Below are 19,803 nucleotides of genomic sequence, written 5' to 3'. Positions count from 1 at the left end.
TTCACCTGTAAGTGTCCATCTGGGACCGTCCATAGTGGCTTACCGTTTCCGGTATGCCCGCCTTCCTGGTCGTCCTGCTGCTGCTCGCGGCGGGAGTCGTCACCGCCTCTCCGGCTTCGGCGGCTCCCGTCGCGGCTTGCGCCGCGGGACCGTTGAGCCCGTCGAAACCGGACGGCGCCGTGGTCGTCCCGCCGGGGACCGACCTTTCCGAGAAGACACGCGAGCTCCCGGCCGGCACGACGTTCTGGCTGACCGAGGGCAAGCACACCCTGGGCCAGGACGAGTACGGCCAGATCATCCCGAAGGACGGAAACGTCTACCTCGGCGCACCCGGCGCCGTGCTGGACGGCGGCGGCGTCAACCGCTACGCGTTCACCCAGCAGGCGCGCGACGTCGTCATCCGCGGCCTCACCATCCGCGGTTTCGCGGCGCCGCGGGATCAGGGCGTGGTCAATCACGACTCCGGGGAACACTGGACCATCGAAGGCAACACCATCGAGGACAACCGCGGCGCCGCGATGATGGCGGGACCGCGTCAGGAGATCCTGCGGAACTGCCTGCGGAACAATGGCCAGTACGGCATCAACGCCTACCGGGCGGGCGACGGGATCACCGGGCTGCTCGTCGAGGGCAACGAGATCACCGGGAACAACACCGACGACTGGGAAAAGCAGGTCCCCGGCTGCGGCTGCAGCGGCGGCGCGAAATTCTGGGCGGTGAACGGCGCCGACATCCGCGGGAACTGGGTCCACCACAACCACGGCGCCGGGCTGTGGGCGGACACGAACAACAACGACTTCCTCATCGAGGACAACCTGATCGAGGACAACGAGGCGGAGGCGTTGTTCTACGAGATCTCGTACAACCTCGTGGTCCGTGACAACACCTTCCGGCGGAACACCCTCGTACAGGGACGCGCTTTCGCCGCCCGCGGGGACGATTTCCCGGTCGGCACGATCTATCTTTCCGAGTCGGGTGGCGAACCGCGTATTCCGGCGCGGACTTCTTCGGTGGAGATCGTCGACAACGTTTTCGAGGACAATTGGGGCGGGATCACCGCTTGGGAGAACGCGGACCGCTTCTGCAACAGCCCGGCGAACACTTCTTCCGGCTCGTGCACGCTTCTCGTTCCTTCGGTCTCTTCCTGTTCTTCTCCGGGGATCGCTTCTCGTCCGTTGTACGACGACTGCCGGTGGAAGACGCAACGGGTTTCGATCCACGGCAACAAGTTCTCGCACGGGTCTTCGTGCACGGGGTTGTGCGGGCGGATGGCGCTTTTGGCGAACTTCGGGACTTATCCTGATTGGTCGCCTTATCGGGATTCTTCCGTTTCCGACGCTGTTACTTTTCGGCAGGGGAATCGGTGGTACGACAACGCTTACTCGGGTTCTTGGCGTTTCGTCGCTCATGACACTTCGCGGACTTTGGGGGCTTCGGCTTGGCAGGGGGCTCCTTACTCGCAGGATGCTGGGTCGGGCTTCGGGTGACCGGGGGTCGCGTGACGCTGGGTCGGGCTTCGAGCGACGGGGGGCGACGGGGGAAGATTTCGGACGTTGAGTGTCCGGAATCTTCCCCCGTCGACCGAATTTCGTCGTGACAGTTCCGCTCATGCCCCTTCCCGAGCGATCTTGTCGGTGGTGGGGCCCATGGTGATCAGGTGCACCGAGGAACCTGGACGAACAGTCCCCTACTGACCCGAGGTCCGCTGGTCCTCCGAACGGCGGAACTCGAAGCCGCCGGAGTACCGGACCGGACCGTCAGACGCCGCTGCGCTCCCGGCGGCCCTTGGCAACGGCTCCTGCCCGGAGTCGTGCTGCTTCACAGCGGTGCGCCCACCGATGATCAGCTGCTCCAGGGTGCGCTGCTCTACGGGCGCGAAGACACCAGTGTGACCGGTCTCTGGGCGCTTCGCCGCCACGGCATGGAGCGAGTGCCACCACCTCAGGACGTACACATCCTGATTCCCCACGATCGTCGCGTCGCGTCGATGGGCTTCGTGCACGTCGAGAGGACGAGACGCCTGCCCCGCCCTCATTTCCGTGGAGATCTCCCGGTGGCGCCTGTCCCCCGCGCCGTCATCGACGCCGCCCGCAGGCTCACCGACGAAGACGAGATCCAGGCGATGATGGCCGAGTCCGTCCAGCGCCGCTTCTGCACCACCGAAATGCTCGCCCGCGAACTCGACGAAGCAGGCCGGACCGGAACAGCTTTACCCAGGAAAGCGCTGGTCCCACTTCTCGCCGGAGCGAGATCCGTCGCCGAGGCCGACGCCTGGCGTCTCTGGCGAAGATCCGGTCTCCCACCGGGCCACTGGAACGTCCCGATCTTCGACGCGAACGGGAACTACGTCGCCACCGCGGACTTCTGGTGCGACGAGATCGCCTTCGCCTGGGAGATCGACTCCTACCGCCACCACGCGAACCTCGAAGACCACCGCGTCACGGTCGCCCGGAACGCGAGGTACGTTGCCGCGGGGATCGTCGTGCTCCAGACGCTGCCGTCCCGCCTCCGGACCGAGCCGGACCAGGTACTCAGGGAGCTTCACGCCGCGTTCCGGACCGCCCAGGCCCGGCCTCGCCCGAACGTCGCGATCAGGCGAGCCGCGTAGCGTGAGGAGATGGCAGAGACGCCCGAACCACCGCCGGGGCTCACCGATACCCGTGCGCTGCTCGTCGGCTACCTCGACCACAACGCGGCGGCGATCCTCCGCAAGCTTGGCGGGCTCTCCGAGGCCGATCTCCGGCGGTCGACAGTGCCATCCGGCTGGACGCCGCTCGGCATGGTCAAACATCTCGCATGCACCCAACGGCTCTGGATCCGGTATCTGTTCGCCGGTGAGGACGTCGACTTCTCCTGGCCTGGGACCGCCGAACAAGAATGGCTCGTCACTCCGGATGAAACCATCGAGGAGATTCTCGAGTTCGTCGGATGGGAAAGGCAGAGCTTCGCCCGGCACGCCGGGCACGTCGATGTCAGCCGGGAACTGCTCGACGGTGTCACCGGGAAGTGAGGTGGTCCACCGCCCACCCCACCACCGGCACGACAGCGGCAGCGACCCCGAACCCCCCGAAGGTGTCCGTCGGGTAGTGCGCGCCCAGCGCCACCTCGGCCCACCCCATCGCCAGCCCCGCGAAAGCGACCAACCCCACCAGCACCCAAGCGCCGCCGACGGGCCCGAGCCCTCGCACGTCGATCACCAGCAGCGCGACGACGGTCGCGACGGTCACCGCGAAGGCCGTGTGCCCGCTGGGATAAGACAAGAACTCCCCGTGGATCAGCCTGCCGACCAAGGGTTTCAGGCCGGTGGTCAGCGCCACCGTCACCCCGCTGGCGGCCACCATCAGGATCGCGATCCGCGGCCGCCGGTGCTGCAGGCACAGCCAGCCGAACAGCGCGATGACGACGACCGCGCCGATCGGTTCGCCCGCGAAGTCGATGGCGGTCGCCAGGTACCAGAGCGGTCCCTCGACCCGGTCGACGACGGGGAGCACGAGGGCGTCGAGTCCGGCGAGGTGGGAGGTGCCGGCGTAGCGCACGCCGAGGACGAGCGCGACGACGAAGCCGAAAGCGCCCAGCGTCCAGAGCGGGACCCGCGCCCGCGGCGGTAGTGCGGGCGGACCGTCGATCACGCGAAGGACACCGCGTCGATCGCGGCCTGGTAGCCGCCGACGAGGCGTTCCAGGCCGACCTTCGGCGTGAACTCCTGTTCGTAGACCAGCCGCGCCGCCCAGCCCATCTCCTGGTTCCGTTCGGCGTCGCCGACGACCTCCCGCAGGCAGGCCGCGAGAGCCTCGGGGTTCCCGGGTTCGTGCAGCAGGCCGGTGACACCGTCTTCGACGAGTTCGCGGAAGGCTCCGTGGGCGGCGGCGACCGTCGGGACGCCGGCGGCCATCGCCTCGACCACGACCAGTCCGAAGGTCTCCAGCCACTCCGAAGGCGCGAGGACGGCGTTCGAGCGGGCGATCAGGTCGCGACACTCCTCTTTGGACTGAAGACCGACGTAGCGGACGTCGTCGCGGCCGTCCGCCCAGCGCGCGACCTCGTCCTGCATCGGGCCGGTGCCCGCGATGACCAGCGGCGGCAGCGGGCCGCCCGCCGCGGCCAGCAGGTCCCACGCCTTCATCAGCAGGCCGACACCCTTTTCCGCGGTGATCCGGCCCAGGAACAGCAGATGCTCCCCCGCGCCCTGACGCGTCTTGCCGGGATCGGTGACGTAGTTGTACTTCACCCCGAGCTTCTCGGCGGGCATCCCGGCGGCGATCAGCACCTCGCGTTGCGCCTTGGAGATGCAGAAGAACCGCGAAACGCCGGACCACCAGCGGTTCCGGTTCAGCATCAGGCTCGCCGCCATCGGCACGGTCGCGAGGCCCGAGCCGCGATAACACCCGTGCCGCACCGCCGGGACCGGCGACCGGCCCACGCAGTCGGTGCACACCTGCCCGTCGCGGTACAGCGTGCCGGGTGGGCAGATCAGGGTGTAGTTGTGCACGGTCGCGACCGTCGGGACCCCGGCGTCGGCGCAGGCGGCCAGCACCGACGGCGAAAGCAGCGGGAACGTGTTGTGGATGTGCACGACGTCCGGCCGGTCGTCGGCGAGCCGCCGGGCCAGGTCCGCGCGCGCGGACCGGTTCCACGGCACCTGGAGCGGGACGACGGCCTTGCGCGGCAAGGACATCTCCGCGATGTCGTCGCTGCGCCGCTCGAACAGGCCGACTTCGTGCCCGGCCTCGGCCAGCAGCGCGGTCTCCTGGTCGACGACGTTGTTCTCACCGCTGGGCTGCTCGGATCTGTACCGGTTGTGGATCACGAGAACCTTCACGCGGGCTCCTCCAGAAACTCAGGTTCGTCGGTGGGCACCCGCACCAGCAACGACGCGGCCAGGGCCAGATGCAACAGGTAAGGCGACGCGTCGCCGAGGCCGGCCTCGGTATAAGACGCGGAAAGACAGTAGGTGATCAGGAAGATCGCGCACGCCCTGGCGGGCGACGGCGGCCGCAGCACCGCGACCACGACCAGCACGAGCAGGTACGCCGCCACGATCACGATCCCGACGTAACCCTGCTCGTGATAGACCGCGAGCCAGCTGCTGTCGATCGGCAGCCCGTCGTAGGACTTGTCGGTGAGGCCGACGCCGAACAGGTACTCCAGCGTCGTCCGCGGCCCGTCGAGCAGCGCGTCCCACACCTTCGCGCGGCCGGTGAGGCTGGAGAAGTTCTCCTCGGACTGCCCCCGCAGGAACCACGTCTGCACCAGGCCGCCCAGCGCGACCACGACGAACAGGCCGCCGAAGATCAGGCCGGTGAACACCTTGCGGGCGCGGGCGCTGGACATCCATTGTGAAATCAGCGCCACGATGGTCCCGACGACCAGGCCGAGCATCGCGGTGCGGGTGTGGGTCAGCAGCAGCACCGCGAACGCCGGGACGATGACGACCAGCGCGTGCTTCCGTTCCAGTTTCCCGCTGAGCCACAACAGGATCGTGAGACCGATGACGACGGCCGCGTATTGGCCGACCTGCGGCGGGGTCAACGGCCAGACCGTGCCGGTGAGCCGTCCGCCGTACTCGAACGGCAGCGCGTTGCCGGGGCTCAGCACGAGCCCGATCACCACCGTCACCAGCACCGCGCCGTAAGTGCGGATGTGCTGGCGGACGAGATCGAGGCCGCCGTCCCACCAGCGGGTCAGCAACCACAACGTGCTGAGGAAGAGGGCGAACCGGAAGCACCGGAACAGCGCGCCGAAGCCGCCTTCCAGGTTCAGGCTCGCGACCACGCTCAGCACCGCCAGCAGCGTGAGCAGGAAGAGATAGGCGTTCGGCCGGAACTTCAGCCGGGGGTTCAGGGCGAGCGCGATGATGAATGCGGTGCCCAGCGCGCCCATGGTGATCAGCTGGCTGACCGACCTCGGCAACGGGATGACCGTCTTCGCCCCTGTCGACCCGAGGGTGTTGATGATCAGCAGCGTCCAGGCGATGGCCGCCGCCTTGGGAAAGCTCCGGATCGCGGGGGCGGGCCGGACGGCGGGATCGAGCATGTCAGCCTCCTCCCGCGCGGGTCAGTTTGCTGCCCTGGTCCTGACGATAAGGCGCGCCCTGCCATTCGCCGAAGCCCAGCACCCGGCTCGGTTCGAACGCCACGAAGTTCCACGGCCCGGAGTAGGTGTTGTCGTGGAGCCGGTTGCCCTGGTCGAAGGTGATCGCCTGCTGCACGACCTCACCCTTGTACGGCGACCACTCCGGGAACGTGCCGAAGTTCGCGAGCATCGCCATCCGCGCGCAGCTCTCCTCGCAGTTGGTGACGGCCGGGTCGAGCGTGAACCGGTTGTGGTGGATCTCGACGCGCTGGGTCTTCCACCGGCAGTCCTCGTTCAGCGCGCCCGTCGCGATCGCGGGCTGCGCGCATTTCGCCTGTTCGGGCACCAGTCGCGTACAAGAACCGGACGAGGTGTTGGCGGGGCTGTTGCAGAACCGGTCGGAGTTCTCCCACAGGGTGACGCCGTTCCAGTTGTTCTCGAACGAGTTGCCCGAGATCTCCAGTTTGTCCGTGCGCGCCTTCACCCTCGGCTCGCCCCCGGACTCGGAGATGTAGATCGACGCCACCGGGAAGCTGTCGCCGCGGTCGATGTAGCCCTTGCCGTCCACCCAGTTGTTCCGGCGGATGGTGTTGCCGCGGATGACGGCGTTGTAGCTGGTCTCGTACATCAGGGCGGAGCCGTCGTTGTTCTCGATGACGTTGCCCTCGACGAGGAAGTCGTTGTTGTTCGTGTCGGCCCACAGCCCGACGCCGCGGTTGTCGTGCACCCAGTTGCCACGGATGTCGGCGCCGTCGACCGACCAGAACTTGATCCCGCCGGAGCAGCCGCAGCCGTCGATCTTGCGTTCCCAGTCGCCGGTGTTGTTGCCGGAGATCTCGTTGCCCTCGACGACGAGCCCCTTGATCGCGTTGCCCTGCGCGTAGGCGTTCATGCCGTACTGCCCGTTGCGCCGCAGGCAGTTCGCGCGCACCTGCTGCCGCGCGCCCGCCATCAGCGCCGCGCCGTCGTTGTCCTGGACCGTGTTGTGCTCGATGACCCAGCCGTCGGCCGAATCGTGGTTGACCACGCCTTCGTCGTGCGGCGCGGCGAAGCCCCGCACGGTCAGGTACTGGATCTTGACGTCGGACTCGTGGCCGGAGAAGGCGTACTGGTTGATCTTCCGGCCGTCGAGGATCGCGTCCGGGCCGCCGAGATAGACGTTGCCCGCCTTCGGGTTGACCTGGTCGTAGCGGTCGTCGCCGAGTTTGTGCGTACCCGGCGCGAGCCAGAACGTCGTCCCGGCCGGGCTCGACCGCGTCTTCGCGGCGAGGTCGCCGGGCACCGCCGGGTCGATCTTCACCGCTCCCGCCGGCGCTTCGGCAGGCCCCGCCTTCGCCTTGTCGCACACCTGCGCGATCGAACCGGACGGCGCCTGGGCCGGATCCGGCCCCTTCGCGGCTTCGTCCGGCTCAGAGGTACAGGCGGTGAGCGTCAGCGAGCCGAGCAGCACCACGAGTGCTGCCCGGCGAAGACGGTGCGGTCGTGCTGTCACAACGGTGGGTCCTCGTTACTGGTGTCGAAGGTGAGCTCGGTGGTGAAGGTGGCGCCGTCGGAGGCGATGCCGCCGCCGTACAGGGTCCACGCGGGCTCGCGCCTGCCGAATCCGGCCGAGTACCAGCCCATCGGCAGGCCGGTCTCACCGCGATGCGCCGACCAGTCCAGCTCCGGCGGCAAGGCGAGCGAGGCCGTCCGGACCCGGCCGTCGACCGTCCAGGACAACGTCGCCGCCGCACCGGAGAGCGAGACCTCGACGGCCGGGCCGAAGTGGAACGCGAGACGGCAGTGCTGGGCTTCCCCGCCGCGGACCTCGTCGAGGATCCGGAGCTCCGAGTCCGCCAGTTCCACCGACCGCCGGTGGGTCGCCGGGGCGTAGCCGTCGTGTTCCGCGCTCCAGCGCGACGGCGTCCCGGCCGCGATCACCGTGGTGGTGGCGTGTTTCGTCCACAGGAACGGGCCACCGGAGACGGACTGGTCGGCGCGGCCGAGTTCGAGCGTGTTGTGCGCGGCCGTGGACCGGAAGTACGACCGCCACTTCGGCTCGCCGTGGTAGCAGTACGTGCCGGGGTCGGCGAGGATGTCGACGCCGTCGTGCCGGACCTCCACCGAAAGCGCGTCCGCGTGCGCGTGGGCGGCGATCGAGAGGAAGCCGTGCGGACCGCCGTCGCAGCGAGCCCAGATCAGGCCGTCGCGCAGGATGGTCATCCCGGCGTCGGCGAAGTCGTCACGGCGCCGGGCCGGACGCTGAACGCCGACCTGGATGTCCTTGGCCAGCGCGGAGAAGAGCGTGGTGCGGACGTCACCGTCCCGCGTCTCCGGCCACCAGTCCAACCGTCCGAAAAGGACGGCTCCGGTGTTGAGCAGCGACGCCCAGCGGCTGGTCTCGTCGCCATCGACGATAAGCCCGAAGCCATCGTCGGCGTCGCCCTGCCGTGGCGGACGCAACCGGTTGTCCACAATGGACGCCAGTGCGTCGGTCATCCGCAGCAGCACGAGCCAGGTCGATTCGGGCACCGCGACCCCGGCGGCCTTCGCCTCCAGCGCCGCGGCGAGACCCAGTTCCAGGACGAGCCCGTGGTACTCGGTGGCGAGCTCGCGGTTGATGCCGGAATCAAAGGTGTTGTGACACAACATCTTGTCCAGCGACGTCAGCGCCGCGTCCCGCCACCGGTCCGATTCGGGGAACCAGGCGAACGCGCAGGCGGCGGCGAGCTGCCCGGCGTCCTCGGCGATCACGTGGTTGTTCGCCGACGAACCCCGGCTCGGGAACGCGGCCAGCCAGCGCTGGTGGTGCCAGATCTGGGTGAGCGCCTCCGGGTTGTCCTCGAACAGCGCCGGGGCCTGCGCCCAGCCGTCGAGCAGCCGCCGGACCCACACCCACGACAGCAGCCGGATGCCGAGTTCGATCCCGCTGACCCAGTGCACCCCGCGCATCGGCGGGTTGGCCGCCCACCACGACTTCAGCTGCGCGGCGACGCGCTCGGCGTAGCGGTCATCGCCGGTCAGGGCGTACGCGGCGGCCAGCACGGTGAGGTGCTGGTGCCGCGACGGCTCCCAGATCTGCTTGATGTCGCCGACGGTGTCCTCGCTGCGGTACGGCACGTCGAAGGAGTACACATCGGACGGCGCGCGGCGGCCGGTCTTCGGGTCGTACGACCAGTCCGGATCGACGAGGTCGTCCCGTTCGACGCCGAAGTACTCGGCGTGCCCGTCCATCAGGCGGTCCGCGGTGACGAGCAGATCCTTCACCGCCTCACCCGAGACGGCGGCGAGGACGTCTTCGCCGGGCGCCGACGCGAACCGGCGATCCGCCAGCCAGACCGGTTTGTCCCCCGCGACCCCGCGCCACTGGCGTTTGCGCACGACGTCGGTGACCCGGCCCGCGACCTCGGCGGGCCCCATCCGCGACAGTCTTCGCAGGTACCAGGACGGATCCATCAGCTCAGCCCCTCCGTACCGATCCGGACCGCCGCGCCGGTCTCCAGGCTGCGGTTGACCGCGAGCGTCGCCAGCGTCGTCGCGACGAGCGACTCGACGGACACCGGCATCCCGACGCCGGTCTTCAGCGCGTTGACGAACGCCTCCAGCTCGGCGGCCTGCCCCTTGTCCCGGCCCTTGGGGATGCGGGAGCTGGCCCACTTCTTGCGGCCGAACACCGACGCGCGCGCGAAGTCGTCGAACTTCAGCACCTTGCCGTCGGCGGTGACGTCGATCGTCTCCTTGGGGAACGCCGACGAACCGCTGGTGGTGTAGGCGATCGACGCGGTCGAGCCGTCCGGGTAGCGCAGCAGGATCTGCAGGTCCTGGTGCCCGGGCGTCGCGGTGGCGTACACCGAGACCGGGTCGGAGCCCAGCAGCCAGCTGACCGTGTCGATGAAGTGCCCGCCCTCGCCCGCGAACCGCGAACCCTCGCTGTCGGCCTGGTTGTACCAGCTGCCGGCGTCGAGCTGACCGGCGTTGACCAGGTACCGCACGGAAGCCGGGCCGATCCGCGGCCCGAAGTGGAGCACCGACTCGTTCAGCAGCGGCGCGAACCGGCGGTTGAACCCGACCTGCAGCCGGTCGTTGCCGGACTCCTCGATCGCGCCGAGCACGATCTCGAGTTCCTTCTCCGACAGCGCGAGCGGCTTCTCGACGAAGACGGCCTTCCCCGCGAGCAGCGCCCGCCGGGTCAGCTCGGCGTGCGAGCTGTGCCGGGTCACGATGAACACGGCGTCGATCGAGGAGTCGTCGAGCATCGTGTCGAGATCGGTGGTGGCGCGGCCGAAGCCGAACTTGCGCTTGGCGTTCGCGCCCGAAAGCGCGGAGGTGGTGACGACCTCGGTGAGGTCGACGCCCTCCATCTCCGTCAGATGCGGCAGGAGCATCGAGGACGCGTAGTTGCCGGCGCCGATGAAGCCGATCCGCACGCCGCCGGGCATCGGCACCGCGCGCGTGGTCACCTTCTTCGGGACGGCGACCGAGGTGACGTGCTCGGTGGTGGCGGCGGCGCGCTTCTCGTACTCGAACAGCACCGCGACGGCCTTGAGCTCGCCCTCGTTCAGCTTCCGGTACGTCTCGACGGCGTCGGAGAACTCCGAGACGTGCGAGATCAGCGGCTCGACGTCGAGACGGCCGCTGCCCATCAGGTCGACGACGCATTCGAGGTTGCGGCGCTCGGTCCAGCGGACCTGACCGATCGGGTAGTCACGGCCTTCGAGTTCGTACTCCGGGTCGTAGCGGCCGGGACCGTACGAGCGGGAGAACCGGACGTCGAGTTCCTTTTCGTAGTAGGCGTTCCACGGCAGGTTCAGCGAGCACTTGCCGATGTCGATCACCCGGCCGCGGTCGCGGGCCAGCTTCGCGGCGAGCTCCACCGGCTCGTTCGTGCTGCCGCCCGCGGCGAGGTACACCTGGTCGACGCCGTGCCCGGAGCTGATCTCCGCGACCGCGGTGTCGATGACCCCGGACGACGGGTCGCCGCACTTCAGCGCGCCGAGCTGTTCGGCGAGCGCGCACCGCGACGGGTCCGGGTCGACGCCGACCACGCGGACCCCGGAGGCGACCAGCAGCTGCACGACCAGCTGGCCGATCAGGCCGAGCCCGATGACCAGCGCGATGTCGCCGATCTGCGGTTCGCCCTGGCGGACACCCTGCATCGCGATCGAGCCGACCGTGCCGAACGCGGCGTGCCGCGGGTCGACGCCGTCGGGCACCTTGGAGTACAGGTTCTTGGGCACCCAGTTCAGTTCCGCGTGCAGCGCGTGCTCGTTCCCGGCGCACGCCACGTAATCCCCGACGGCGACGTCGTGGATGCCCGCGCCGACCTCCTCGACGACGCCGCACAGCGAGTACCCCAGCGGCGTGTACGAGTCGAGCTTGTTCATGGCCTTGCGGTAGGTGGCGCCGAGCCCGTTGGTCGCGACGCTCTGCATCACCTTCGCGACCTGGTCCGGCCGCGCCTTCGCCTTGCCCACCAGCGAAAGGCTCGCCTCGGACACCTTCATCATCTCGGTGCCGGTGGAGATCAGCGAATAGGCGGTGCGGACCAGCACACCGCCCGCCTTGCACGCGGGGACTTCGACGTCGAGGAGCGCCAGCTCCCCGCTCTTGTAGTTCTGCACTACCTGCTTCACGTCGCTCCTCAGCGATCAGGTGGTCCGGGCCGCGACGGCGCCGCGGTACCAGTACTCGAGGGTCAAGATGTGCCAGAGGTGCTTGGACCGGTCCTGCTGCCCGGACGCGTCTTCGTCGACGAGCTTCTGGAGGGCCTCCTTGCGGAGGAACCCGGCCTTCACCAATTCACCTTCGTTCGTCACCTCGCGCACCAGTGGCGCGAGGTCGCGGCTCATCCAGGCCCGCAGCGGCGCGCTGAACAGGCCCTTCGGCCGGTGCACGATCTCGGCGGGGAGGATCGACAGCGCCGCTTCCTTCAGCGCCATCTTCCCTTGGCGCTTCACGATCTTCTTGTCACCGGGGATCCGGAACGCGGCCTTCACGACCTCGATGTCGACGAACGGCGTCCGCACCTCGGTCGACGCCGCCATGCTGGACCGGTCGGTGTAGGCGAGGTTGAGCCCCGGCAGGAAGAGCCGGGAATCGGCGAGGCACATGCGGTTCACGAAGTCGGACAACGTGTTGTCGTGATAGGTGTCCGCGTGCTCGGTGATGACGTCGTCGACGGCGCCCGCGAGGTCCGGGTTCAGCAGCCCGGCGAGTTCGGCCTGGTCGTACATCGTGTAGCTGCGCCGGAACGCGGTCTCCTCCGGCAGTTCCGCGAACGAGAGGAACCGCTTGGCGAACCGGACCGACCGGAACCCGCGCTTCGACGTCGCCACCGGCAGTCTGTCCACAAGGGACTCCACCGGACGGCGGACGAGACCGGGCACCCGCTGGTACTGCACGGCGATCTTGTTCGCGAGGTGCTTGCGGTACCCGGCGAACAGCTCGTCCGCGCCCATCCCCGAAAGCATCACCTTGACGCCGGCCTCGCGCGCGGCGGTGCAGATCAGGTAGCTGTTGATCGCCGCCGGATCGCCGATCGGCTCGTCGAGGTGATACGTCATCCTCGGCAGCAGGTCGAGCACCTGCGGCGCGATCTCGATCTCGTGCAGGTCGACACCGAACTTCGCGGCGACCTTCTTCGCGTACATCAGGTCGTCCGGCATCGCCTCGAACTTCGCGTCCTCGGCCCGGAAACCGATGGTGTACGCGGAGATCCCCGGCTGCTCGCGCGCCGCGAGCGCGGTCAGGTAGCTGGAGTCGAGCCCGCCGGAGAGGAACGTCGCCACCGGCACGTCGGCCATCAAGTGCTTGCGCGTGGAGTCCTCGATGACGGCGTTGAGGTCGAACTCGCCCTCGGTGTTTTTCCCGCCCCCCTCTCCGAGGTACCCACCCCCCATGGCGGCGCCTTCCTCGGCGACCTGGCGCAGCGACCAGAAGGTGCCGCGCTCGACGTCACCGTTCGGGCGGAACCGCGCCCAGCTGCCCGGCGGCAGCTTCTCGGCCTCGGTGAACGCGCACCGGCCGTCCGGGACCCAGTAGTAGAGCAGGGACGCGACGAGCGCGGTGTCGTCGACGGTCAGCGAGCCGCCCAGTTCCGTGGCCAGCGCCTTCAGCTCGGACGCGAACGCGACGCCCTTGCCGCGGCGCACCAGGAAGAGCGGTTTGATGCCCAGCTGGTCGCGGACCAGCGTCAACGCTCCGCTGCGCTCGTCGAAGACGCCGAACGCGAACATGCCGCGCAGCCGGTGCAGGCCCTCGGTGCCCCACTTGCGCCAGGCCTCGAGGACCACCTCGGTGTCGGACGTCCCCCGGAACCGGACACCGCCGTCTTCGAGTTCCTTCCGCAGTTCCGGCGAGTTGTACAGCTCACCGTTGTAGGTCAGCGCGAGCCCGTCCTTGACCATCGGCTGCGCGCCGGTCTCGGTCAGGTCGACGATCGACAGCCGTCGGTGTCCTAAGTGGACTTCACCCTCACCGGCCCGGTGGTCGTACCGCCCCGAACCGTCGGGCCCGCGATGGGCGAGGATTTTCGTGAGCCGATCGGTGAGCGGTCCCCCGTCCGGCCAGAAGTAGGCCCCTGCGATGCCGCACATCTCTGTTCGCTCCCTGTCTTTAGAGGTGAACCCGCAACCGCGACCGACGTCGGCAGGGCGCTGGTCGGCGTTCGACGTCACGTTCAGCGAAGGGGGCGCCCTGCCACCGCGGTAGCGGGGCCTTCGGCCGTGGCGGGTTCACGCGCGTGGTCCCTTCGTCGATTTGCATCTGCTCCGCCTTCCACCCCTACAGCGCTTCGGCGTTATCCGGTGACACAGGCGAGAATCGTTTGGTCGGCTGGTCCGCGTTGTCGTGGTCCTCGGGCCGCTTGTACGGCGTCGGCGGACGGCGTCGCGGGGCCTTCTTCTCCCGCGGCGGCTCCAGGACCCGCTCGACGGTGCGCTCGGCGTCCGTCTCGACCGGCGCCACCGTCGAAAGCCGCCGCACCGGGGTGTCCTCGGGGAACATCTCGACGGGCTTCGGCGCGGGCCTCGGACGCCGCTCGGCGGCGACCTGGCGCTCGGGCAGGACCTTGCGCTCCGGCACCGCCACCCGGGCGGACGCCACCGGGCGGGCGGGCGCCACCGGCCGCGCGGGCACGGGCACCGGTTCCGCGACGGCACCGGCGCGTCCGCGCAACGCGGTGTGCAGTCCGTCCCACAGCGTCCCGTCGGTGTGGTCACGCGGATCCGGGTCCACCAGGACGACCCCGATGATCGGGATGCGCCGGTCCGCCAGCTGACGGGCGACGGTGTGCAGCCATTCGGTGTTCGCGTGCGCGGTGCGGACGACGAGGATCGTCTCCTCACCGAGGAATTCGAGGTCGGTCCACGCCGTGCCGGGTTCGATCGAGCCGACGCCGATACGGCGGTCCTTGCGCTCCACCGGCGCGTCCACGCGGTCCAGGACCTGGATCGGGGCGTCACCCGCCAGCTGGCGGAGGTTCGCCTTCGGCAGGTCGTCGACGAGCGAGACCGGCCCCTTCCCGGCCAGTTCGCGCGCCATGTCGACGGCGAGCTCGGCGGTGACCTGACGGGCGCCGAGGTCGAGCAGCGACACCGAACCGCCCTCCTGGGAGACGGCGCGGACCAGGGTCGCCGCGACCCGCTGCCGCCGGGTCGCCGCCCGCGAACGCCGCAGGAACCGCGGCGGTTTGGGCAGCTGCGCGATCACGGAGGCGCCGAGGTGCCGCGAGATCTCCCGGCGCAGCACCGGCCGGTCCTTCACCACGCTCGTGATGGCCGCGAGCCCGAGTCCGGCGAACAACCCCAGCGCGAGGCCGATCCCCATGTCGGTGCCGAGGGTCTTGAGCAGCGACCGCGGCAGGATCCGCGGCGCGTCCACGATCTGCGTCCCGGCGGCGACCTTCGGCGTGCCGATGCCCGCTTCCTGTGCGCGGCCGTCGTAGTCGGAGATCTTGGAGGTCAGCTCCGCCCGGCGCGAGTACAGCCGTTCCAGCTGGGCCGGGTTGGCGTTGCGGCCTTTGGCCTCTTCGGTGACGATCGACGCTTCGATCGGGGTGAGCTCGTTCTGGGCCTGGTTGCGCTGGTCGAGCAGGGCCTTCTGCTGCGCCGCCGCGGCCGCCTGGTTGCGGCCGATGTACTCGGCGATGAAAGCGTCGGAGATCGCCTGCGCGCGGGCCAGCGCCTCCTCCTTGGTCTTGCCCTTGACCGTCAGCTGGAGGACGTTGTTGGTCAGCCCGAGCCCGTCGTAGTCCTTGAGGAACTCCTCGGGCGGCTGGGTGCTGTTCAGTTTCTTGAGCGCCTCGCCGGCGGTCTTCGTGGTCTTGAGCACGGCGACGTCGGTCCGCATCAGCGTTCCGCTGTCGGTCGGCGAGTCGTCGGGGTGGATGACCAGGATCTGCGCCGCCGCGGTGGGCGGCGACGGCAGGAGCATCGCGACGAGCCCGCCGGCGATCAGCCCGAGCAGGGCGGTGGCCGTCCACAGGCGGCGGCGTCTCCGGATCGAGACGACCAGCCGCTGGAGGTCGATGAGCGGTTCGGACTTGGTCTTCTCTGCGCTGGTCACGCGGTACCTGCCAGTGCTTCGTGGTCGGTGGGGGTGGTGGCGCCGGAGCGGGTGCGGGTCGGCCGGACCGGGCGGATCAGCACGGTGCCCACCGCGGCGAGCCCGGCGTCGGCGATGGCTTCGGCGATCCCGACCAGCTCCCAGGCGGACCGGGAACCGAGGCCGGCCACGACGAGGATCCCTTCCGCGTCGCTTTCTTCGATGATCGGCCGCACCGGGGAAACCGTCGCCACGGTGAGCCACCGGTCGGCGAGAGCGGCGAGCCGCTCGGCGGCCACCCGCCCGGCGTGGTCGTCTTCGGCGGCCACGACGAGCAGCCGCCGGTTCGGCAGCCGGGAGACCAGCCGCCGGTAGTGGACGTCGACGTCGATCTCGTCGGCGAAGACGTCGACCCGCGGGGTGTTCCACGGCCTGTCGTCACGGAGGAGCTTGGCGCGCAAGGTCTTCGCGGCGGGGTGTTCTTCGACGGCGTCGAAGGTGGCCAGCACCGGACCGCCGACCGCCGCGGCGATCTCCTCCTCGTCCTTCAGCCGCCTGTCGGTGCGGGCGGTGAAGAGGTGCCCGAACAGGCCGACGATGAAGAACAGCAGCGCGCCGCCCAGCGCCAGCTGCGGCAGCGTGGGCGCCGCGGGCGAGGACGGCAGTTCGGCCGAGCCGAGCACGACCATGTTGCCGAGCCCGCTGGCGGTGTCGGCCGCGTTCAGGGTGGACATGGCCGACTCGATCGACGTGCGCAGGCCCTGTAGTTCGGTGCGGAGCTGGACGCTCTCCACGGTCGTCTTGCCTTCGTTGACCTTCGTGGAGAGTTCGCTGATCCGCTGGTTCGTCTGCGCGACCTGCTGCCGCAGCGTCTCGCGGCGCTCCTGCGCCAGCTGCACCGCGGCGTCGCCGGAGCCGGCGATGATCTGCGTCGAGTACTTCACGAACTCGCTCGCGACCTGGTCGGCCAGCCGCTGCGTCTGTTCGGCGGTGTCGCCGGTGACACCGATGGTGATGACATTGCCCTGTGCGACCGTCGTGGACACCCTGTCCCGCAGGTCGGCGCCGGTCTCTCCCTCACCGAGCCCGGCGGCGGCCCGGTCGAGCACGACCGAACTGGTCGCCACCGCGGCCTGGGTGAGCAGTTCGTCCGCCTCGCGCGGGCCTTGCAGCAGCACGCTGGACGACGTCCGGTAGCCGGGAGAAAGGATCACCGACGATCCCGCGCCGATCAAGGCGCCGAGGAGGGCGAGGGCCACCAGGGTCCGCCATCGCCCGCGCAGAACCTGTCCGATCATGGACAGGCGCACCGTGTCGTCAGTCAAAGCCGGGATCTCCCATCGGTGCGTGCGGGTGCAGCATCAATCCCGTCGGAGCGACCGCGATGTTGGTTACAGGTTTGCGCGAGTCTTGTTCAAAACGCGATCGGGAAGTCGATCAACGGACGGCGGCCGCGTAGGCCGCGAGCAGGGCTTTCTGGGAGTTCTCCCAGGAGAGCGGACCGGCGACGCGCTCCCGGCCCAGCTCACCCATCTTCGCCCGGTCCTCCGGCGAGTCGAGCAGATGCGCGATCAGCTTCGCGAACTCCGGCTCGTCGTTCGCCGGCGCGTACAGCGCGGCCTCCCCGGCCGAGACCCGGGCCTCCCGCAGCTCGAAGGAGACGATCGGGCGGCCCATCGCCATGTACTCCATGACCTTGTTCATGGTCGACACGTTGTTGAGCGGGTTCAGGGGGTCCGGCGAAAGGCACACGTCGGCCGAGGACAGGTAGCGCAGCAGGTCGGCGTCGGAGACTCGGCCGGTGAACTCGACCTGGTCGTCGAGTTTCAGTTCCTTGGTCAACGCGACCATGGCGTCGAAGGCGTCACCCGAGCCGATGAACACCGCGTGCCAGTCGGTGCGGCCGACCTCGTCACGCAGCGAAGCGAGCGCGCGCAAGGCGTAGTCGACGCCGTCCTGCGGTCCCATCACACCGAGGTACGCCAGCAGGTGCGGCTTGCCCTTCTTCAGCTCGGGCTCGGCCTCGACCTGGTGGAACCGCTCGACCACAGGCGCGCTGCGCACGACGAAGACGTCGTCCGGCGATTTGCCGCCGCGCTTCACGGCGACGTCCTTGTAGCTCTCGTTGGTCGCGATGACGACGTCGGCCGTCTTGTAGGTGCGGCGCTCCAGCGCGCAGACCGCGCGGTAGAGGAAGTCCTCGCCGCGGTCGAAGCGCGAGAGGTACAGCTCGGGGCAGAGGTCGTGCTGGTCGAAGATGAACTTCGCGCCCTGGCGCTTGAGGTACAGCGCGACGAGGAACAGCATGTCCGGCGGGTTGCAGGCGTGCACGACGTCGACTTTTCCGCCCTTGCCGACCTTGCGGGCCAGCCGGAGCGTGTGCCAGAGCGCCGAGCCGTACTCCTGGACGTACCCGGCCGGACCGCCGGTGGCGGCCTTCAGCGGGTAGCGCAGGATGTGGACGCCGTCGATGGTGACTTCGGCTTCGGTGTCCCGTTTCGTCCCTTGTGGACAGATGACGTGGACTTCCCAGCCGGCGTCGCGGAGCGTCTGACACTCCTGCCAGACGCGGCGATCGAAGGGGACGGAAAGGTTCTCGACGAGGATGAGAGCTTTACCAGGCAAGACCGACATATCCCTCTTCAGTCCGGCGCCGGTCGGCGTCCGGTACGCGGACGAGATCGATGATGGTGCGGCCGCCGCCCGCCGGGAGCGCCGCGAGGACGTCCGGGTCGGCGCTGCCGATGAGGCAGACCTCGGCGTGGTCGACGACTTCTTCGATGGAACCGGCCAGCAGCTGGCCGAGATGCGGGAGCCTGCCCTCGATGTACTCGCGGTTCGCGCCCATCAGCCGGGAGAGGCTGACGTTGGCGTCGTAGATGCGGAGGTCGTAACCCTTGCCGAGCAGCCGCTCCGCGAGCTCGACGAGCGGGCTCTCACGGAGGTCGTCGGTGCCGGGTTTGAAGGACAGGCCGAACAGCCCGATCTTGCGTTTTCCGGTGTGCGCGACCAGATCGAAGGCACGCTGGAGGTGTTCGTCGTTGGAGGGCAGCACGTGCGAAAGGATCGGGACGGCGACGTCCGCGCGATGCGCGGCGTAGACCAGGCCACGCAGATCCTTGGGGAGGCACGAGCCGCCGAAAGCGAACCCGGGGCGAAGGTAGGCGGGGCTGATGTTGAGCTTGCGATCGGCGAGGAAGACGTCGATCACCTGGTGCGAGTCGAGCCCCAGGGCGCGGCAGATGGCGCCGAGCTCGTTCGCGAAGCCGATCTTGAGACCGTGGAAGGAGTTGTCGGCGTACTTCGTCATCTCGGCGACCGGGATCGCGACCCGGAAGACCTCGCCGGGAAGCCCTTCGTAGAGCGCCGCCACGACGTCACCGCTGGCCGCGTCGAGCTGGCCGATGACGGTCTTGGGCGGGTCGAAGAAGTCCTTGACGCTGCTCCCCTCGCGCAGGAACTCGGGGTTCACCGCGACCCCGAAGTCGACGCCGGCGGTGAGGCCGGACGACTTCTCGAGGATGGGGACGAGCAGGTCCAGGCAGGTGCCCGGGAGCATCGTGCTGCGGAAGACGACGGTGTGCCGCTCGGCCTTGTCCCTGAGCGCCTCGCCGATCTCCTCGGCAACACGTTCCAGGTACGCCGTCGACAGGCTGCCGTTCGGCGCCGACGGGGTACCGACGCAGATCAGGGAGACTTCGCTGTCCGCGATCGCCTGTCTGACGTCGGTGGTGGCTCTCAGCTTGCCCTGCGCGACCACCTCCGCGGTCAATTCCCCGATGCGCTCCTCGACCACCGGCGCCTTGCCGCCGGAAATGAGGTCGATCTTCACCGGGTTCACGTCCACCCCGACGACCTCGTGCCCGCGCCCGGCAAGGCACGCAGCCGACACGCAACCGACGTAACCGAGCCCGAAGACACTGATCTTCATGACGAATTCCTCCAGCCGCATTCCGCTGCCCGTTGGTCGGCGGACGGACCGGGTTCGTTACCGCCGTCCGCAACTCGCCTGCTTTTGGCGGAATGCCTGTGCGGCAAGGGAATTACTCATCGCTCGACGGGGCCGAAACGCTACAGGGAGCGCGTAACGATCTCGTGAGTGATTTGGGTGCGGCTGCGAGGGGCGAGCAGGCGGGAGCGGGCGCGGGAGGGCTGCGGTGAGCGGTGGGTCGGGGTGGTCGTGAGTGGTAAGTGACGTTAGAACGTCAC

General features: G+C 69.0%; 14 protein-coding genes. 3 read left to right on the top strand and 11 right to left on the bottom strand.

The features are described 5' to 3' along the window. The first annotated feature begins 53 nt into the window (after nt 1-53). The 3 genes from ACFWMR_RS28305 (at nt 54) to ACFWMR_RS28295 (ending at nt 3,010) form a co-directional block, all read left to right on the top strand. A complete protein-coding gene (locus ACFWMR_RS28305; protein ID WP_378380559.1) occupies nt 54-1,487 on the top strand; it encodes a right-handed parallel beta-helix repeat-containing protein in 1,434 nt (477 codons plus the stop codon). A 170-nt stretch (nt 1,488-1,657) separates the two neighbouring features. Continuing rightward, nucleotides 1,658-2,608 (top strand): hypothetical protein, encoded by a 951-nt coding sequence (locus tag ACFWMR_RS28300; RefSeq protein WP_378380558.1) that lies wholly within the window; start codon nt 1,658-1,660, stop codon nt 2,606-2,608. 9 nt (nt 2,609-2,617) lie between these two features. Further along, on the top strand, nt 2,618-3,010 hold the full coding sequence (locus tag ACFWMR_RS28295) for a mycothiol transferase (protein WP_378380557.1): 393 nt from the start codon (nt 2,618-2,620) through the stop codon (nt 3,008-3,010). On the opposite strand, the gene ACFWMR_RS28290 is transcribed toward ACFWMR_RS28295, so the two are convergent. The 11 genes from ACFWMR_RS28290 to ACFWMR_RS28240 form a co-directional block, all read right to left on the bottom strand. Further along, the gene (locus ACFWMR_RS28290) at nt 2,997-3,629 is read right to left on the bottom strand and encodes a phosphatase PAP2 family protein (protein WP_378380556.1); all 633 of its coding nucleotides are present in this window, start codon (nt 3,627-3,629) and stop codon (nt 2,997-2,999) included. The two genes, ACFWMR_RS28295 and ACFWMR_RS28290, sit on opposite strands and share 14 nt — an antisense overlap. Beyond that, complete coding sequence (locus ACFWMR_RS28285; RefSeq protein WP_378380554.1) at nt 3,626-4,819, bottom strand: glycosyltransferase family 4 protein; 1,194 nt, start codon at nt 4,817-4,819, stop codon at nt 3,626-3,628. The genes ACFWMR_RS28290 and ACFWMR_RS28285 overlap by 4 nt, the downstream gene beginning before the upstream one ends. After that, on the bottom strand, nt 4,816-6,033 hold the full coding sequence (locus ACFWMR_RS28280) for an O-antigen ligase family protein (protein ID WP_378380553.1): 1,218 nt from the start codon (nt 6,031-6,033) through the stop codon (nt 4,816-4,818). The genes ACFWMR_RS28285 and ACFWMR_RS28280 overlap by 4 nt, the downstream gene beginning before the upstream one ends. Before the next feature lies 1 nt (nt 6,034). Then, nucleotides 6,035-7,564, bottom strand: coding sequence for a right-handed parallel beta-helix repeat-containing protein (locus ACFWMR_RS28275; protein WP_378380552.1), 1,530 nt, complete (start codon nt 7,562-7,564; stop codon nt 6,035-6,037). Continuing rightward, the gene (locus tag ACFWMR_RS28270; protein ID WP_378380550.1) at nt 7,561-9,507 is read right to left on the bottom strand and encodes a heparinase II/III family protein; all 1,947 of its coding nucleotides are present in this window, start codon (nt 9,505-9,507) and stop codon (nt 7,561-7,563) included. Before ACFWMR_RS28270 ends, ACFWMR_RS28275 begins: the two co-directional genes overlap by 4 nt. Continuing rightward, nucleotides 9,507-11,684, bottom strand: coding sequence for a bi-domain-containing oxidoreductase (locus ACFWMR_RS28265; RefSeq protein ID WP_378274839.1), 2,178 nt, complete (start codon nt 11,682-11,684; stop codon nt 9,507-9,509). The genes ACFWMR_RS28270 and ACFWMR_RS28265 overlap by 1 nt, the downstream gene beginning before the upstream one ends. A 15-nt stretch (nt 11,685-11,699) precedes the next feature. Beyond that, nucleotides 11,700-13,646 (bottom strand): asparagine synthase (glutamine-hydrolyzing), encoded by a 1,947-nt coding sequence (gene asnB, locus ACFWMR_RS28260; RefSeq protein WP_378380548.1) that lies wholly within the window; start codon nt 13,644-13,646, stop codon nt 11,700-11,702. Nucleotides 13,647-13,833: 187 nt separating this feature from the next. Beyond that, on the bottom strand, nt 13,834-15,615 hold the full coding sequence (locus tag ACFWMR_RS28255; RefSeq protein WP_378380547.1) for a Wzz/FepE/Etk N-terminal domain-containing protein: 1,782 nt from the start codon (nt 15,613-15,615) through the stop codon (nt 13,834-13,836). Continuing rightward, a complete protein-coding gene (locus ACFWMR_RS28250) occupies nt 15,612-16,892 on the bottom strand; it encodes an exopolysaccharide biosynthesis protein (RefSeq protein ID WP_378380546.1) in 1,281 nt (426 codons plus the stop codon). The genes ACFWMR_RS28255 and ACFWMR_RS28250 overlap by 4 nt, the downstream gene beginning before the upstream one ends. 139 nt (nt 16,893-17,031) lie before the next feature. Then, nucleotides 17,032-18,228 (bottom strand): glycosyltransferase family 4 protein, encoded by a 1,197-nt coding sequence (locus tag ACFWMR_RS28245; RefSeq protein WP_378380545.1) that lies wholly within the window; start codon nt 18,226-18,228, stop codon nt 17,032-17,034. Continuing rightward, a complete protein-coding gene (locus ACFWMR_RS28240) occupies nt 18,209-19,525 on the bottom strand; it encodes a nucleotide sugar dehydrogenase (RefSeq protein WP_378380544.1) in 1,317 nt (438 codons plus the stop codon). The genes ACFWMR_RS28245 and ACFWMR_RS28240 overlap by 20 nt, the downstream gene beginning before the upstream one ends. Between the last annotated feature and the right edge of the window lie 278 nt (nt 19,526-19,803).

The organism is Amycolatopsis thailandensis, assembly GCF_042723255.1.
Classification (GTDB): domain Bacteria; phylum Actinomycetota; class Actinomycetes; order Mycobacteriales; family Pseudonocardiaceae; genus Amycolatopsis; species Amycolatopsis thailandensis.
This window is presented reverse-complemented; position numbering and strand designations above follow the sequence as displayed.

What these genes read in the sequence shown, in the direction of transcription:
- ACFWMR_RS28305 (WP_378380559.1), top strand. Translation starts at nt 54, where the DNA reads ATGCCCGCCTTCCTGGTCGTCCTGCTGCTGCTCGCGGCGGGAGTCGTC.
- ACFWMR_RS28295 (WP_378380557.1), top strand. Translation starts at nt 2,618, where the DNA reads ATGGCAGAGACGCCCGAACCACCGCCGGGGCTCACCGATACCCGTGCG.
- ACFWMR_RS28280 (WP_378380553.1), bottom strand. Translation starts at nt 6,033, where the DNA reads ATGCTCGATCCCGCCGTCCGGCCCGCCCCCGCGATCCGGAGCTTTCCC.
- ACFWMR_RS28270 (WP_378380550.1), bottom strand. Translation starts at nt 9,507, where the DNA reads ATGGATCCGTCCTGGTACCTGCGAAGACTGTCGCGGATGGGGCCCGCC.
- asnB (WP_378380548.1), bottom strand. Translation starts at nt 13,646, where the DNA reads ATGTGCGGCATCGCAGGGGCCTACTTCTGGCCGGACGGGGGACCGCTC.
- ACFWMR_RS28250 (WP_378380546.1), bottom strand. Translation starts at nt 16,892, where the DNA reads ATGATCGGACAGGTTCTGCGCGGGCGATGGCGGACCCTGGTGGCCCTC.
- ACFWMR_RS28245 (WP_378380545.1), bottom strand. Translation starts at nt 18,228, where the DNA reads ATGTCGGTCTTGCCTGGTAAAGCTCTCATCCTCGTCGAGAACCTTTCC.
- ACFWMR_RS28240 (WP_378380544.1), bottom strand. Translation starts at nt 19,525, where the DNA reads ATGAAGATCAGTGTCTTCGGGCTCGGTTACGTCGGTTGCGTGTCGGCT.